Origin of the sequence: Chloroflexus aurantiacus J-10-fl (assembly GCF_000018865.1) — a bacterium.
Lineage (GTDB): Bacteria > Chloroflexota > Chloroflexia > Chloroflexales > Chloroflexaceae > Chloroflexus > Chloroflexus aurantiacus.
On the sequence record NC_010175.1, the window covers coordinates 2,296,710 to 2,310,638 of the forward strand.

General features: G+C 53.5%; 10 protein-coding genes. All 10 read left to right on the forward strand.

The window, feature by feature from the left end:
• The first annotated feature begins 422 nt into the window (after window positions 1-422).
• Complete coding sequence (locus tag CAUR_RS08780) at window positions 423-1,985, forward strand: tetratricopeptide repeat protein (RefSeq protein WP_012257544.1); 1,563 nt, start codon at window positions 423-425, stop codon at window positions 1,983-1,985.
• A gap of 81 nt (window positions 1,986-2,066) precedes the next feature.
• A complete protein-coding gene (locus CAUR_RS08785) occupies window positions 2,067-2,495 on the forward strand; it encodes an ATP-binding protein (RefSeq protein ID WP_012257545.1) in 429 nt (142 codons plus the stop codon).
• Window positions 2,492-2,818: an STAS domain-containing protein gene (locus CAUR_RS08790; RefSeq protein ID WP_012257546.1), complete on the forward strand. Its 327-nt coding sequence runs from the start codon at window positions 2,492-2,494 to the stop codon at window positions 2,816-2,818. Before CAUR_RS08785 ends, CAUR_RS08790 begins: the two co-directional genes overlap by 4 nt.
• A gap of 551 nt (window positions 2,819-3,369) precedes the next feature.
• Window positions 3,370-4,320: an L-lactate dehydrogenase gene (locus tag CAUR_RS08795; protein ID WP_012257547.1), complete on the forward strand. Its 951-nt coding sequence runs from the start codon at window positions 3,370-3,372 to the stop codon at window positions 4,318-4,320.
• Between the two features lie 39 nt (window positions 4,321-4,359).
• On the forward strand, window positions 4,360-4,740 hold the full coding sequence (locus CAUR_RS08800) for a response regulator (protein ID WP_012257548.1): 381 nt from the start codon (window positions 4,360-4,362) through the stop codon (window positions 4,738-4,740).
• Window positions 4,741-4,929: 189 nt separating this feature from the next.
• Window positions 4,930-6,411, forward strand: a complete 1,482-nt coding sequence (locus tag CAUR_RS08805; protein ID WP_012257549.1) for an HD domain-containing phosphohydrolase — start codon at window positions 4,930-4,932, stop codon at window positions 6,409-6,411.
• 705 nt (window positions 6,412-7,116) lie between these two features.
• Window positions 7,117-8,172: a restriction endonuclease gene (locus CAUR_RS08810; protein ID WP_012257550.1), complete on the forward strand. Its 1,056-nt coding sequence runs from the start codon at window positions 7,117-7,119 to the stop codon at window positions 8,170-8,172.
• A gap of 855 nt (window positions 8,173-9,027) precedes the next feature.
• On the forward strand, window positions 9,028-10,830 hold the full coding sequence (locus CAUR_RS08815; protein ID WP_012257551.1) for a glycoside hydrolase family protein: 1,803 nt from the start codon (window positions 9,028-9,030) through the stop codon (window positions 10,828-10,830).
• A gap of 88 nt (window positions 10,831-10,918) precedes the next feature.
• Entirely contained in the window at window positions 10,919-12,250 is a 1,332-nt protein-coding gene (locus tag CAUR_RS08820; RefSeq protein ID WP_012257552.1) for a glycoside hydrolase family 5 protein, read from the forward strand.
• 579 nt (window positions 12,251-12,829) lie between these two features.
• Complete coding sequence (locus CAUR_RS08825; RefSeq protein WP_015909103.1) at window positions 12,830-13,927, forward strand: ABC transporter ATP-binding protein; 1,098 nt, start codon at window positions 12,830-12,832, stop codon at window positions 13,925-13,927.
• Window positions 13,928-13,929: the final 2 nt, after the last annotated feature.

Here is a 13,929-nt window from a genome sequence, read left to right on the forward strand (position 1 = left end):
GCCATGCATGGTATTTTTCAGATGTGATATACGCAGTCCGCAAGTGGAGAAGCCATGCTTCCGCATTCATCGTAAACCCTTTCGAGTGCCTGTGCCCCAGACCAATCCCTGATCGCTCGCATAAGCACGCTTGCTATCGAGAGTGGGTGATATGAACATCATTAGCATCTTTGGGCTGCCGGGTCGTTCTGCGCGATCCATTTTATTACCTTACAGACTCTTCACAATCTGGTGCAGTTGCGCGAAGTGCATCGTTTGATATATCCTTCAACGGCAACCTTCTCATGTATTCTTCACAACATACTCGCGGATGAACAAAACTACATATTGTCGTATTTTTCTGTATGACGATTCTACCATATACGAATGACAAGGGGCATGTTATAGTAGAGATCAGTACATTTTGGTTGCCGAGGTGCACTATGGCGTCAACCAACGAACTACAATTCATGCCCCTCGATCTCGACACCTTTACCGGGAGCGAGCGCTTCATGACCGGAACGCGGCTGGGTGCTGCGTTCAGTCAGGGAATGCGTGCATACCTGCGAGCGGCGTATGCTGATGCGATTGAACATTTCAAAGCTGCTCTGATAGCCGCGTATGTGGACGGAGAAGAGCAGGCGCAAATCTACGAGCGTGAGCGGGCGATTATTTACCTCTACATTGGTAATTCGCTTGCCTTTCAAGATCACTGGGAAGAAGCGTTACGCGAATATCTTGAAGCGGTACAGACCGATCCCCAGTTAGCCGAAGCGCATTACAACCTGGGGGTCGCGTTTGCTGCTCTCGGTCAGATTGATCGGGCGATTGCTGCATTTAAAGAGACGCTTGAGCACAATCCCAACCTCTACGAAGCCCACTTTGCGCTTGGCCGCTGCTACCAGCGGATCGATGATGCTGGCCGGGCATACATTCATTTCAGCAGCGCCTGTAATGCACGTCCGCAGGCTGCCGAACCTCGTTACTACATGGGCTTGATGCATCAGAGCCACGGTGCGCACGAGCTGGCGCAACGCTGTTTTGCCGAAGCATTGCGGGTCGAGCCAACCTTTGTTTCGCCGGAGCCATTACCCGATGAACCACTGGTGCAGCGCAGTGAAGAAGAGGTGGCCCAATGGTATTACCGGCTGAGTCAGGCGCTGAAACAGCAGGGGTACGAAGAAGAGGCTGAGCGGATTTATCGAGCACTGTTGCAATGGCGTCCGCAAGAGTATGCTGCTCGCTATCTGCTGGGCAACCTTCTGGCCCGCCAGCGTCGGTTTGAGGAAGCCTACGCCGAATACGAACAGATACCACCCCAGCACCGCCACTACGTCGATGCCCGCTTGCGCATGAGTGCCATTCTGCGCCTGCAAAAGAAACCGAAACAGGCGTATGAACTGCTCTTTGCCTGTGCCCGGCTCAACCCGCATCACGGTCAACTCTTCTTGCACATGGGTAAGCTCCTCTACGATATGGGGATGAATACTCAGGCAGCCCGTGCATTCGAGCGTGCCGTTCAACTGATGCCAACCGATGCGCAGGCTCATTATCTGCTCGGTTTTGTCTACAATACATTAGGGCGTGACACCTGGGCGCTGGCGGCCTGGCGGAAAGCTGTACAGTTGGCTCCCGAAGCCCATTCGCTGCGCTTCGATTTGGGCTACATGTACATTCGGCGTGGTCGTTACGACCTGGCGGCGGCAGAGTTTCAGCAGGTCCTCGAACAATGGCCAGACGATCTGGAAACCCAGTTTATGCTGGGTTTGTGCTACAAAGAACTTCTCGAACCGGCGCGGGCAATCCCGTTGTTTGAAAAAGTGCTCCGGCGTAACCCTCGTCACGCTCAGGCATTGTATTATCTCGGTGCTTGCTACCTGCAAGTAGGTAATACCTCGCTTGGCAAGGCGTATCTGCGTCGCTATGATCATCTCGTTCGTCAGACAGCAACGATGAATGGTAATTCCCGGTCGCGTCCGGTGCCTTCATCGCGCCTGTCATCGTGAATGGCAATACAATGGTTCGCTTGAGCCAGTACACTATAATTGGTGTAAGGCTGAACGAACGATGTGCGTAGAGGCAGTGGCATGCAACGAGTAGAGTTACGTATTCCATCAATCCCTATCTTCGAGCGAGTGGTGCGGGCCAGCGCTGCTGAAGTTGGGAGTGCCGCCGGTTTTAGCCCCGAGCAGGTTGAAGATTTGAAACTGGCCGTCAGCGAAGCGGTCAACAATGCGATTGACCACGGGAATCGTGGGGATGTAGCTAAACTGGTTGCAGTAACGTTCGAGATCGACGGTGAAAAACTTGAGATTCGGGTGAGCGATCAGGGCGGCGGCATTGAACGAATCGATGTCTCGCGGCGCGTTGTTGATGATGCTACCCTTGATGCCGGCTATCTGCGCGGCTTTGGCATGTATCTGATCAGTGCGTTAGTTGATGATTATGAGGTCGATTCATCGCAACAGGGAACGGTGTTAACCCTTCGTTTGTATCGGAAGGATCGGCAACAATGAGCGACATTATTCGACGAGAAGAATTTGGCGACGTCGTTGTGCTCCACATCTTGACCACCAGCGTTGATGCCATCTCGGCTGCCGCTATTGCTGCTGAGTGTCAAGAGATGCGTCCGATTACGGTGCTCGATTTTAGCGAGGTTTCGTTTATCAATTCAGCCGGCATCTCAGCATTGCTCAAGTTTGTTGTCAGTGCACGTAAATCGGGGTATCAGCTCTTTGCGATGAACGTGACCCCTCATCACCAGAAGATTTTTAAGATGGTTGAGATGTCACGCTATATGCCGACTATCGATGAACGCGATCTGGCGGCGTACCGCTGATCCCCGGTGGCTGCCTGACCAGATCGGCGCAATAACACCTTTCGACGAGTGTGATCTGGTGGCACGCTGTTTCTACTGTCAAATAAACATGTTTCCAGTCCTGGAGATAAAGAATCCCTCTTACCGACCGGGTTGCGTGCCGACCTGGTAAATACCTCTGTCTTTTTCATATACTGATCGGGTGGAAGTAATCTCATCTATCCAGGGATCAAAGATGACGCTGGATACTACCTCTTCCATCCCCAATGTACCCTTGCGGTGCTGTGCGGAATGCGGAAGCCGGGCAGTTGCATTCTCCGTGCTCGTGTGAAACTGAACCACTCACCATGCGAGTGTGCGTCTACATATAGGCACATGTTTGTCAACAGACGATGCGTGCTATCAGGGTGGCTATTGATCACGCTGTACGATACCTGTGCCATCCCACGCTCTTATCGTAGATGTACGAGATGAATTCTGGCGTTGTGCGGCGCTATATCCCTGTAATCTGAACCGGATACGCAATCTCTGGTGCGATATGGTATGATAAGAGCGAACAGAAGGAGTATGCTATGAGTTTGCGTAAACGCACCGGTAAAGTTGGCGTCGTCGGAACAGGCATGGTTGGTACCTCCTTTGCCTATGCACTGATGCAGCGCAGCCTGGCCAGCGAACTGGTGTTGATTGATATTGATCATGCCCGTGCAGAAGGGGAGGCGATGGATCTTAATCACGGCCTGCCCTTTGTTCGCCCAATGCGCATCTATGCCGGTACCTATGATGATCTGGCCGGCGCCGACTTGATAGTCATCGCTGCCGGGGCAAATCAGCGGCCTGGCGAGACCCGGCTCGATTTATTGAATCGGAATGTAGCCATTTTCCGTGAGATCATTCCTCCAATTCTGGCAGCCAATGATGATGGAATCATCGTTGTTGCCACTAATCCAGTGGACATCTTAACCACCATTGGGGCACAGATTGCCGGTCCCGCAGCGAATCGAGTGATCGGATCAGGGACCATCCTTGATACGGCACGCTTTCGCTACTTGCTTGGTCAGCACTACGGTGTCGATCCCCGCTCTGTGCACGCCTACATTGTCGGCGAACATGGCGATAGCGAGTTAGCGCTCTGGAGCCTGGCAAATATTGCCGGAGTCAGGCTAGTTGATTTTGTCGGTGCAAATGGTCAGGGCTACAATCAGGCAGCGCTTGATGCGATTCTCGAACAAACCCGTAACGCTGCATACGAGATTATTAAGCGCAAGCGGGCAACCTATTATGCTATCGGTCTGGGACTGCTATCGATTGCCGAAGCAGTGCTGCGTGATCAACACACGGTGATGACGATCAGCAGCTTGATGAACGGTCAGTATGGAGTAAGCGGGATTGCAATCAGTCTACCAACAATCGTTGGTCGTGATGGTGCTGAGGAGGTGCTCAATTTACCATTGTCCGAACAGGAGATTGCTCTCTTTCAGCGCTCTGCCGGTATTCTAAAAGAACACCTGTCTCACGTTCAGTAAAGAGATCGCTGTATCGTGTACACTTGAGGAGAGTGCGCCGTGCCCCACACCATTATGGTTGTTGAAGATGATGCTGCTACTCGCCGGCTTTATCGTTTTCTGCTACGTAATAGCGGCTACGATGTGATCGAAGCCGAAGATGGAATCGACGCGCTGGAAAAGCTGGCCGTGCATGATTGCGATGTGGTTATTACCGATATGAATATGCCACGCATGGGTGGTATTGAGTTGGTACGCACTCTCCGCCAAAATCAATCACAAGTGTACGTGATCCTGGTCACCGCTTTCGGTACTCCCGATACCGAAAAGAATGCGCTGCGTGCTGGCGTTAACGAATATTTAACGAAACCGTTTGACTTCGATGAGTTAGAGCGACGACTGCAACTCTATTTCTCCCGTCGCGCGCAAGGCGGTTCCTGAGCATATGCTGCACCTACAGGTGTTGTAGCAATAACGGTTGAGTTTGCCCTGGCATCCATTACTCAATGACAATTCTGTTACCGACATGACGGTCATTGTAGCCTTTATGCAAACTTAGCTTGCTACATTACAAACGAAATAGCCGGCAATCTGCTCTGTGCAGATGTGCATGTCTGGGGAGCCTGATCTATGGCGGACTACGCAAACTCTTCCCCTGAGCGCCCCCGGATTCTCATTGTGGAGGACGAAGTCAATATCCGTGAATTCTGTCGTCTGCTCCTCCGTCGGCATTACGATGTCGTTGCGGTTGGGGATGGTCTCGCAGCGATAGAGTTGCTGTCTACGCAGACGTTTGATCTGGTGTTGACCGATCTGCAAATGCCGAATCTGGATGGGATTGCGCTTGTTCAATACTTGCGTGCCCATCATCTGGAAACCGATGCGGTCGTTATGACGGCACATGCGACGGTCGAAACTGCACGCGAAGCACTTAAGCTCGGTGCTCTTGACTACATTGCCAAACCTGTTGATGCCGAGCAATTACAAAAGACAGTACGAACGGCACTGGAATTGCGTCGTGTGCGCCGCGAGAAGGAGCGTCTCTCCGACCTGGTGCTAATGTATCAGTTTAGCCAGGTGATTACTGCTTCGCTCGATGTTCAGGAACAATCCGCTCACCTACTTGAATTCGTCGGTCGTCGTTTTGCCCCAAGCAACATCGGATTGTCGCTAATTGACGCTGATGGTGATACGCTGGTGGTGCTGATCGGTCCCGAACCCGGCCAGAGTCTGTCCCTGAGCGAACGTGACGAACAGAGTCTGCGAGCGGCGCACTACCAGTTGATCGAATGTCCGACCACGTCATCAGATCGCCTCATCGAAGTAGTCTTGCGGAGTCGCGACCATGCCATTGGCTTCCTCAATTTGACCCGCAATAGTGAACAACCCTCGTTCGATGCCGCTGATCGGCATCTGATCGAAATTTTTGCTTCGCAGATTGCCGCTGCGCTGGACAATGCGCGTCTGTATCGTGCCCTCAAAGATCAATACGAGCAGATGATTGCTGCGCTGGCCGGGGCAATCGAAGCCCGTGATGCCTATACCTATGGCCATTCGCGCCAGGTTAGTCGCTACGCTGTCCGCCTGGCGCAAGAATTGGGTCTCAGTCCTGCGGAGATTGAGCGCATTCACTATGCCGGTCTCTTGCATGATATTGGTAAGATTGGTATTCGCGACGATATCTTACTCAAACCGGGTCCTCTTTCACCTGAAGAGCTGACCCAGATGCGCCGCCATCCGCAAATCGGAGTACGTATTCTTGAGCAGATCAGTGGCTTACGTGATATATTGCCGATTATCGCTGCCCACCACGAACGTTTCGATGGTACCGGCTATCCATACGGTTTGAAGGGAGAAGAGATACCATTCGAGGCGCGTATTCTAGCGGTGGCCGATACCTTCGAGGCGCTAACCGCTGACCGCGCCTACCGTTCGGCGATGAGTCCTGAAGCGGTGCTCCAGATCATCCAGGATGGTAGGGGTACCCATTGGGATCCGCAGGTGGTTGATGCTTTTTTGCGACTGATGCGCCGTGAGCGGTTATGGGAACAATCACCACGGTTGCGGCAGGTGATACAACCACCATTGTCGGTAGAGTCAATTTCTTCGTGACATAAGCTCATTCCGCGTTAGCGACCATCTACGATGCAATCAGCCGCTGGATTGGTTGCCTTGCGCGCTCGTCATGCCCGTAGCGTATCATTTGGCGTGCGACCGCCCCGCTCCCGCGCCAGCCGTACTCACGATCCGGCGTGTGGTATATGCGGTGCCCTGATGATACGGTAGTTCAGCAGCACATCAGAATATCACCACAGAGTCACAGAGAGCACAGAGGGGGACTGTGTCACTGTATCAGAACGGTTGTCTCATCATCTGCGGTTGACAATGCCCCACATTTGACCCACCGAACCAGCGCTTCCATTCCGCAAACCAGCGGGGACACTGCTTTCCAGGTCGGATTGACTGTGGCGCATAGCCTGGAGTGCGGTAGCCATGCCGCCGCGCCAGCCGTGCTCACGATCCGGCGCGTGGTACGCCTTTGACCCGGCTGGTCACGCGGATACAGGGTGTGCTCGTCACAATCATGGAGACTGTCAGCCATCAATGAGATAACTGCTAGCGACTAAGATCTGATATGACCTGGCGATGAAGCGCGACTCCCTCGATGATCCCCTGGCGCAATGTGACCTGCTGCGAAAAGATGAAACAGTCCCTCTTCACAGGCATGTACTGCTCATATCTGTACGTGCCATTGTCGTAATGGAATACGTGTAAGATATGTCTGGTTCGCGCTTTTGATAACGATGAGGCCTTACAATGTTCAAACGTTCCCGCAAAAGGCTTGTCGATGGTTATGTTACTCAATTGATCGTAGTTGCTCTTGTATCGCTCTGGTTCTACTTTTCCGCACTAACCATCTGGTGGCAAGTAACCATCGTTACCGGACTTGTTTCCCTCTTTATTCTGCTCTTTGCATGGTGGAACGATCACCGTCAACGCTCACTACGTCGCAAGCAATTGCTGGAATTATCTCCCGCTGAATTTGAAGAACGTGTTGCGCAGCTTTTACGCGATCTGGGATGGCAGCGCGTACAGGTACGAGGGGGCAGTGGTGATCGCGGGGTAGATATTACTGCCGAACGGAATGGTCAACTCTATCTTATTCAATGTAAGCGATATACCAAACCGGTAAGACCAAATTATGTGCGTGACCTGGTCGGGGCGCTGCATATTCAACGGGCTAACCAGGCAATTCTTGTCACCACAAGCGGCTTTACCCGTCAGTGTTATCTGGAAGCCAAAAATCAACCTGTCCAGTTGTGGGATGGCCGCAAACTCTTGCGCTATATCGACATCGCAGAACACCGCGGAGCCGTTCGTTTACCTGTGTGGCAGCAGTGGCCTTTTTTAATCGGTACAACGCTATTGGGGGTGAGTCTGATGTTGGCCGGTGTAGCCATCCTTATGGGACCTGCCACACAGTCGGTTGTCACCACCCAAATCAGTGATCAGCCGAACCAGGGTGTCCTCTTCGATGTGAACAGAACGGCCACAGCAGAGACCATCCCGGCCACGCCGACGGTTATGCGACAGGATGTACAGCCAACCCGGCCGGTGCCCACTGTCCGTCCAACTGACCTGCCGGCTCTGGCGACTGTTTTCAATGGTGGTAATGTGCGATTAGCGCCAAATCTACGCGGGACGGTGATCGACCAGATTCATGCCGGTGAGGCTGTCACCCTTCTCGGTCGCAGTCCTGATGGCGAGTGGTTGCGGATGATTAATCTACGCCAGACAGAAGGTTGGGTACACCGTTCACTGCTCACCATTGATCCGGTCGTTGAAGCGCAGTTGCCTATCGTTGAACCGTAGATTGCAATAGCAAATCCAGTTTATCTCTCAAGCTGTCGTACTACCAGACTGTCACCCAGGCCCATGAACGCTTGCCAATCACCAACGACAGCATATCCAGGTCCCGGCGCGCCGGTGTGGAAGAGAAGAGCGCTGGCGACCATCTATGGTGCCATCACTCGCTGGATTGGTTGCCTTGCCCGCTCATCATGCGCGTGTCGCGAAGTTTGGCGTGCGGCAGCCGTGCTGCCGCGCCAGCCGTGCTTGCGATCTGGCACGTGTCAGGTCGTTGACCCGGCTGGTCACGCGAATGCCGGGTGTGCTCGTCACGATCATGGAATCGGTCGGCAATGAATGAGATACCTTCTAGTAGATGTTTTTTTGAAACAGGTTCTAGTGTCCCTGATGGTAAAATCTGATACGGTTGTTCAGAGACACACTATATCATCACAGAAGCACAGAGGGGTGCTGTATCAAATCTGGTGTCCTGAAGGTCTGAACGTGCGGTCTGACAATGCACCACTCCCAAGCGTGGATGTGCTGAACCAGCGCTCCCATTCCATGATGCACTGTATTATGATGAGGGGTCGCTCGCCGGGTTGGCCCCACCTGAGCTTCAGTGCCGTAAGGCGGGCTTTCAACCTGCTGGCTCATCGCCCATCGTTTTCGTGGCATTGTGTCGCTTCATTTGACTCCCACTCACAGCGACAGGTATAATCTGCCGGGCTGCTTGAGTGATTGTATCAGTTGTTAACTCGCTTTTAAGCCACATATCAGCCATTCATCAGCCATTCGCTATGTAAGTCTCGCTACGGTAGCGGTTATGACATGTAGTAGTGATTCGATGGTGAACACAGTGAGTGAGGGGGTTGTTGCATGACACGACGGATCTTTGCTGTACTGGGCTTACTGGTGCTATCCGTTTCATTGCTGGCCTGGCCACGACCCGGTGCAGCGCAGGGCGGTGTGCCCGATACGTATCCGCCGTATCAGGCGCGCTATTTTCCCGAGACCGGCCATAGCGCGGTGAACTGGTTCCTGGAGACCTGGAAAAATACGCCAAATGCGCTGTTTGTGCTAGGGTATCCCATTTCGGAACCGTTTATCGAGGAGAGCTTTACCGAGCCGGGTAAGTTTTACCGGGTGCAATATTTCGAGCGGGCTATTCTCGAAGAGCATCCTGAAAACTTCGGTCAGCAAAATAACCGGTACTATATCCTGGGCCGCTTGCTTGGTCGGCGGTTGGTTGAAGGCCGTGAGAATGAACCGCCGTTCCAACGGGTTGCCGATCCCGGTGACGGTACGTGGTTTGCCGAGACCGGCCACACCTTACGCGATAGCCCGGCACCGTTCCGCACGTTCTGGCTCAACAACGGTGGTCTTGAGGTCTTTGGTTATCCGCTCTCCGAGCAGTTCCAGGAGCGTAATCAGGCCACCGGTGAAATCTATTGGGTGCAGTACTTCGAGCGGCAGCGCATGGAGTGGCATCCCGATGAACCCGATCCCCGCTACCGCATTCTGCTCGGCTTGCTGGGCAATGAGTATCGCGATTTGCGACACCGCACAAATCCGGCATTTAACTACCGGCCACCCGATCAATCATTGCCGCGACAATTCATTTATGGCTTCAATGCACACCTCTACGGACAGGGGACAGCCTGGCAGGATCGCAACCGCGTCTTGCAAATGAGCCGTGATGCAGGTGTCTACTGGATTCGGCAACAGGTGCGCTGGATGGATCTGCACGACCGTTCAGGTGCCATCTATTGGGCCGAACTTGACGACATTGTGGCCGATGCGAATCGTCAGGGGGTGAATCTGTTACTGAGCATTGTCGCTGCACCCAGCTGGGCGACGGCAAACGGTAGTAACGGTATGCCCAGGCGCGAAAACTTCAAGGATTTCGCCTACTTCGTCGGCGAAATGGCAAAGCGTTACAAAGGGCGAGTTCAGGCGTATCAGATCTGGAACGAGCAGAATCGGGCGTGCGAAAATGGCGGTGATTGTGCCCGCGATGGAGGGGTGGGTGGCCGGGTGGCCGATGCGAGCTACTACGTTGATCTGCTTGAGGTTGCGTACAAGGCGATCAAAGCCAACGACCCGATGGCCATCGTGGTGAGTGGTGCGCCAACCAGCACCGAGACGAATGATCCTAATATCGCGCTGAGCGATACATCGTATATGCGCTCGATGGCCTCTAACCCCAAGTTCCGGGCCAATGTCGATGCTATCGGTGTGCATCCCGGTGGTCACTACAATCCGCCCGATACCCTCTGGCCTAACCGACCCGGTCCTGGCCCGCAGTGGCGTACAAGCCGTGAATTCTACTTCCGCCGGATCGAAGACATTCGTAACGTGCTGGTAGAAAATGGCCTGGGCGACAAGCAAATCTGGATTACCGAATTCGGCTGGGCAACCCGCAATAACACTCCTGGCTATGAGTACGGTAATTCGATCACCTTTGAACAGCAGGCCGAGTGGATTGTGCGTGCGTTCCAGATTGGGCGCCGCGAGTATGCACCGTGGGTGGGGGCCATGTTCCTCTGGAACCTGAACTTTGCCGTGCCGTGGCGTGCGCAGGGTAATGAGTTGCACGAACAGGCATCGTTTGGGGTGATTAATGGTGACTGGAGTCCCCGTCCGGCGTGGTTTGCCATCCAGGCAATGCCAAAAGATTAGCGAAGAGCAGGTGAGCGGTATAACCCGCCGGGTTGTACCGCTCTACAACGTGTAAGAAGGAAGAATTCGTATGACTCGGAGATGGAAGATGCATCGTATCCGGCGCTGGCCGGCTCTGATCCTTTGTTTGATGATTGTATCCGCGTTGTTGGCTGCTTGTGGTGGTGAGCCAACGACACCGCCGGTGAGCAATGTGCCAACGGCAGCAGTGGTGGCGACTCCTGATACTTCGACGCCACCCACAGCAGTACCGACGACTGCACCGGTTGAGCCGACTGCGGTACCGGCTGAGCCAACCCCGGTACCGGCTGAGCCGACCCCTGTACCGATTAACCCTGATTATCTGGAGTTCGGTATTGTTGGTCACCTCTACTACACCGACCGCGACCGCGTCTTGCAACTGGCGAATAATGCCGGTTTTGACTGGTTCCGCCAGCAGGTAGTCTGGAAAGATATCGAAGACCCGGTAAAGGGAATCTACGGTTGGGATGAGCTGGATCGCATCGTTGAGGCGGTTGATCGATCTGGGATCAAGTTACTGGTGAATGTGGTACGTTCACCGACCGCGTATAACGCGACCAATGGTTTGCCCGACGATCCTGAGACACTGGCCAATTTCCTGGAGCAGATGATACGCCGCTACGGTGATAAGATCCATGCCTATGAGATTTGGAATGAACCGAACCTGGCGGTTGAGAATGGTGGCGAGATTGTGCCGGAAGATGTCGGGCATTATGTTGAGATTCTGAAAGCAGCCTACACGCGGATTAAGTCGCTCAAACCAGATGCAATCGTGCTGGCAGCCGCCTCTTCGTCAAGTGGTGTGACCAACCCGGCAATTGCGCTTTCTGACCAGGAATTCTACCGCCTGATGTATACCTACAACAACGGTGAAGTACGCAATTACTTCGATGTTCAGGCGGTCCATCCGGGTGGCGCGGCTAATCCGCCCGATACCCTCTGGCCCGACAATCCGAGCTACATTCCCGGTTGTCAACCGGCGCCTGATCGCTGCTGGAATGACCACGAGACGCACTATTTCCGGCATGTCGAGAATGTGCGGAAGTGGATGGAGCAGTATGGGATGGGCGACAAGGAAATCTGGATTACTGAATACGGCTGGGCAACGGCGAATAATACACCGGGGTACGAGTTTGGCAACTACGTGACACCAGAGCAGCAGGCGGAATACATTCGCTCGGCGATGCTGCGGGTTTACGATAATTATCCGTTCGTTGGTAATATGTTCCTCTGGAATATCAATTTTGCCGTGCTCTGGGGTGAGCAGGGTAACCCGAACCACGAACAGGCGGCATTCGCCATTCTCAATCCCGACTGGAGTCCGCGGCTGTCGTATTTGCGGGCGCAGGATACGATTGCCCAGATCAAGATGTGGCAGGGGCGCTTTGTTGCGCCGTAACGTGTCTGGAACGTAAGCACGCAGGGCTGTGTAGCCCGACACCGGGAGGGGCAGGCTGTATGCCTGTCCCTCCTGATTATGTATGGCGTCAATTTGGTGTTTATTGACATAACGTAAACATCGTCTCTGCATCATGCTGTGATGGGCGTGATCGTGGTGTGATTCTGCCGGGTGGTGCTAAGACAGAGACCGTACATCGAACTGAGACTGCGTATGTCTTCAGGTGGTCAGGTTGTATGTTGAATCAGAAGAGAACCTATGGGCATAGGCTGAAGCTCGTGCTCCATTCGGATGACAATTATTTGACAGCCTTTCATTGGTGTTCGGAATAAGACAGTCATATCTACTGAATATCATCCGTACAAATCTGTGCCATACGACACAAGGTTGTCGCGGAAGGTTGTGGTATACTACCTCTCAAACACAAGCACAGTGTGATGCCAGCAGGCCACGATGCCGGTGAATGATCCTGGCAAATGGGGGTGAAGTGGTGCGATGTACGATGGGCTTTCACCAACCGTCGTACCGCAATTCGCGTTACTCAGAACTGGGGTGCAACCAGTTGGCAGGAGTGTTCAGGTGAGCGACTCGATCGCAATTGAACTCCGTGACGTTGTCAAACGATTTGGCGATGTCGTGGCCGTCGATCACGTTAATCTGCAAATTCGTGACGGCGAATTTTTCTCTTTGTTAGGGCCAAGCGGTTGTGGCAAGACATCGAGTTTGCGAATGATCGCCGGGTTTGAATTGCCAACCGCCGGCAGTATCCTTATTCACGGTCGTGAAATGGGTATTACGCCACCACACCTGCGACCGGTGAATACGGTGTTTCAATCGTATGCCCTCTTTCCACACATGACCGTTGCGCAAAATGTTGCCTTTGGCCTCGAAATGCGCAAAACGCCGAAGGCCGAGATTGCCCATCGTGTTCGGGAAGCGCTTGAACTGGTGCGCCTGACCGGCCTGGAAGAACGGCGACCGCGCCAGCTTTCCGGTGGTCAACAACAGCGGGTTGCGCTGGCGCGTGCGCTCGTTAACCATCCCGAAGTCCTGTTGCTCGATGAGCCACTCGGTGCGCTTGACCAAAAACTGCGCAAAGAGATGCAACTTGAGCTGAAGAGCCTTCAGGCGCGGGTGGGTATTACCTTCGTGTTTGTGACCCACGATCAGGAAGAAGCCTTGACGATGTCGGATCGCATTGCGGTCATGAACAAGGGCAAGATTCTGCAAGTGGGAACACCAACTGAGATCTACGAGCGGCCAAATTGCCGTTTCGTTGCCGACTTTATCGGTGAGACCAACTTTATCGATGGCGTGGTGATCGGGCGTGATGGCAATTACACGGTGTTAGAGACGCCAGAGGGTTTACGCTTTCGTGGCCTGGCCTCTCGTCCATTGAGTGAAGGGACAGCGGTTACCTATTCGATCCGGCCCGAAAAAGTACGTTTACTGGCTGCCAATGGTGAGTTGCCGATAGATGGTCTGGCCGGTACGGTGATGAGTGTTAATTATATCGGTAGTGATACGCGAATTACGGTTCGCATTAACGAGCGCCGCACGATTGACATCTGGGAACAAAATACCCGCTCGACGCTTGACCGTGATGAATACTGGCAGCCGGGCGAAGCCGCCATCATTGTCTGTCCACCCGACAATGCATTGGTGCTCAGTGAATAGGA

What these genes read in the sequence shown, in the direction of transcription:
- CAUR_RS08780 (WP_012257544.1), top strand. Translation starts at nt 423, where the DNA reads ATGGCGTCAACCAACGAACTACAATTCATGCCCCTCGATCTCGACACC.
- CAUR_RS08785 (WP_012257545.1), top strand. Translation starts at nt 2,067, where the DNA reads ATGCAACGAGTAGAGTTACGTATTCCATCAATCCCTATCTTCGAGCGA.
- CAUR_RS08790 (WP_012257546.1), top strand. Translation starts at nt 2,492, where the DNA reads ATGAGCGACATTATTCGACGAGAAGAATTTGGCGACGTCGTTGTGCTC.
- CAUR_RS08795 (WP_012257547.1), top strand. Translation starts at nt 3,370, where the DNA reads ATGAGTTTGCGTAAACGCACCGGTAAAGTTGGCGTCGTCGGAACAGGC.
- CAUR_RS08805 (WP_012257549.1), top strand. Translation starts at nt 4,930, where the DNA reads ATGGCGGACTACGCAAACTCTTCCCCTGAGCGCCCCCGGATTCTCATT.
- CAUR_RS08810 (WP_012257550.1), top strand. Translation starts at nt 7,117, where the DNA reads ATGTTCAAACGTTCCCGCAAAAGGCTTGTCGATGGTTATGTTACTCAA.
- CAUR_RS08815 (WP_012257551.1), top strand. Translation starts at nt 9,028, where the DNA reads ATGACACGACGGATCTTTGCTGTACTGGGCTTACTGGTGCTATCCGTT.
- CAUR_RS08820 (WP_012257552.1), top strand. Translation starts at nt 10,919, where the DNA reads ATGCATCGTATCCGGCGCTGGCCGGCTCTGATCCTTTGTTTGATGATT.